The 2,912-nt window shown below is 64.5% G+C and carries 1 protein-coding gene; it reads left to right on the top strand.

Features of this window, described 5'->3' with window-relative positions; all coding sequences use genetic code 11:
* The first annotated feature begins 395 nt into the window (after positions 1-395).
* Positions 396-2,813, top strand: coding sequence for a glucose/quinate/shikimate family membrane-bound PQQ-dependent dehydrogenase (locus tag ABE459_RS25820; RefSeq protein WP_125464400.1), 2,418 nt, complete (start codon positions 396-398; stop codon positions 2,811-2,813).
* Positions 2,814-2,912: the final 99 nt, after the last annotated feature.

Raw genomic sequence — 2,912 nt, forward strand, 5'->3', positions numbered from 1 at the left:
ATCGAGTCGAACCAACAAGGCGTACAGCGATGAAACAACAGGAGTAACTGGCCCGAAACAGATGTGGGAGCTGGCTTGCCAGCGATGCGCCGCGCGGGCGGCGCTCGATCTCATGGGCGCTGCAAACCTTGCGGCGAACACCTGTGAGCCCTAACGCGATAACAGCCATGCCCATCAATACACAAAATCCCCTACGACCATCGTCGCACCACCACATTCCCCACCCCTCGAAAAACCCGAACCCCACCCCATTTTCCCTGCATGATCTAGTCTTTTAGCTACACATTCCCCCTCCCACCCCTGCGACAATCAGCCCCAGCAACAAATGTACTAACTTGTTAATTAGCTTGCTAAGGGCTTAAACTGCGCCGCATTCCACCTGCGAGATCCCTGGCATGAAAGACACCCCCCGCGCCACTGGCGCCCCCACAATCATCCTGGTCGGCTTGGGCGTGATCGTCGCCCTGCTCGGCCTGCTGCTGGCCGCCGGCGGCTTCAAGCTCGCCGGCCTCGGCGGATCCTGGTACTTCCTGGTCGGTGGCCTGGCCATGGCCATCGCCGGCCTGCTCATCGCCCGACGCAAACCCGCCGGCGCCTGGCTGTACGCCGTATTCCTGCTCGGTACGCTGATCTGGGCAGTGGCCGATGCCGGCCTGGTCTTCTGGCCGCTGTTCTCGCGCCTGTTCATGTTCGGCGCGATCGGCATGCTGGTGGCACTGGTCTATCCGCTGCTGGTACGCGCCCAAGGCGGCAGCACTGGCCGTGGCGCCTATGGCATCGCCGGTGTGCTGGCCGTGGTGCTGGCGATTGCCGCCGGCAACATGTTCGTCGCCCACCCCAGCGTCGCCCCCACCGGCAAAGGCCCAGGCCTGACCCCGGTCGAAGCTGGCAAGGAGCAGAAGGACTGGGCCCACTACGGCAACACCGAAGGCGGCAGCCGCTTCGCAGCCCTGGACCAGATCAACCGTGGCAACGTCGACAAACTGCAAGTGGCCTGGACCTACCACACCGGTGACGTGGCCATCAGCGACGGCAACGGCGCCGAAGACCAGCTCACCCCGCTGCAGGTTGGCAACAAGGTGTTCATCTGCACCCCGCACAACAACCTGATCGCCCTCGACGCAGACACCGGCAAGGAGCTGTGGAAGAACGCCATCAACGCCCAGTCCAAGGTCTGGCAGCGTTGCCGTGGCATGGCCTACTTCGACGCCAGCGCGCCGATCGCCCAGCCTTCCCAGCCAGGCAGCTCGCCGATCACGGTCGCCAGCGTGCCCGCCGCTGCCAACTGCCAGCGTCGCCTGCTCACCAACACCATCGACGGCCGCCTGATCGCCGTGGACGCCGACACCGGCGAGTTCTGCCAAGGCTTCGGCAATAACGGCCAGGTCAACCTGATGACGGGCCTGGGCAATGTGCCCGACTCGTACTACCAGCTGTCGTCCGCCCCCTTGATGGCCGGTACCACCGTGGTGGTCGGCGGTCGGGTGGCCGACAACGTCCAGACCGACATGCCCGGCGGCGTGATCCGCGGCTTCGACGTGATCACCGGGGAAATGCGCTGGGCCTTCGACCCGGGCAACCCGCAAGACCGTAAAGCCCCTGAAGGCGACAGCACCTACGTGCGCAGCACCCCCAACAGCTGGGCACCGATGTCTTACGATCCGGCCATGAACACCCTGTTCCTGCCGATGGGTTCCTCGTCCACCGACATCTACGGTGTCGAGCGCAACCAGCTGGACCACACCTACGGCGCTTCGGTGCTGGCCCTGGACGCCACCACTGGCGACCAGAAGTGGGTGTACCAGACCGTGCACAACGACCTCTGGGACTTCGACCTGCCGATGCAGCCGAGCCTGATCGATTTCACCAAGGACGATGGCCAGACCGTGCCAGCAGTGGTGATCGGCACCAAGGCCGGGCAGATCTTCGTGCTCGACCGCGCCACCGGCAAGCCGTTGACCCAAGTCGATGAAGTACCGGTCAAGCCGAGCAACATCCCCAACGAGCCGTACTCGCCCACCCAGCCGAAATCCGTCGGCATGCCGCAGATCGGCGCGCAGACCCTGACCGAATCGGACATGTGGGGCGCCACCCCGTTCGACCAGCTGCTGTGCCGCATCGACTTCAAGAAGATGCGCTACGACGGCCTGTACACCGCGCCAGGCACCGACCTGTCGCTGAGCTTCCCGGGTTCGCTCGGTGGCATGAACTGGGGCAGCCTGTCGACTGACCCGGTGCACGGTTTCATCTTCGTCAACGACATGCGCCTGGGCCTGTGGATCCAGATGATCCCTTCGCAGAACAAGGGCGCTGCCGCGGGCGGTGGTGAAGCGCTGAACACCGGCATGGGTGCCGTGCCGCTCAAGGGCACGCCGTATGCGGTGAACAAGAACCGCTTCCTGTCGGTAGCCGGCATCCCGTGCCAGGCGCCGCCGTTCGGCACCCTGACCGCCATCGACATGAAGACCCGGCAAATTGCCTGGCAAGTGCCGGTGGGCACCGTCGAGGATACCGGCCCCCTGGGTATCCGCATGCACCTGCCGATCAAGATCGGCCTGCCGACCCTGGGCGGCACCCTGTCGACCCAAGGTGGCCTGCTGTTCATTGCTGGCACCCAGGACTTCTACCTGCGCGCCTATGACAGCAGCAACGGCAACGAAATCTGGAAAGCCCGCCTGCCAGTGGGCAGCCAGGGCGGCCCGATGACCTACGTTTCGCCCAAGACCGGCAAGCAGTACGTGGTGGTCACCGCCGGCGGCGCGCGTCAGTCGACCGACCGTGGCGACTACGTGATGGCATACGCACTGCCATAAACCTCTGACAGACATCGCGGGGGCCACCCCCCCCCCCCCAATTAATGGGAGGCGGGGGTGCCCCCGCATGTTTGAACCCAAGAGAAACAAAAAAAACCA

The sequence above is a fragment of the Pseudomonas sp. TWI923 genome (genome assembly GCF_039673365.1).
GTDB classification, from domain to species: domain Bacteria; phylum Pseudomonadota; class Gammaproteobacteria; order Pseudomonadales; family Pseudomonadaceae; genus Aquipseudomonas; species Aquipseudomonas sichuanensis.

Bases quoted from the DNA above. Each gene is read 5' to 3' on its own strand.
- ABE459_RS25820 (WP_125464400.1), top strand. From the start codon at position 396: ATGAAAGACACCCCCCGCGCCACTGGCGCCCCCACAATCATCCTGGTC.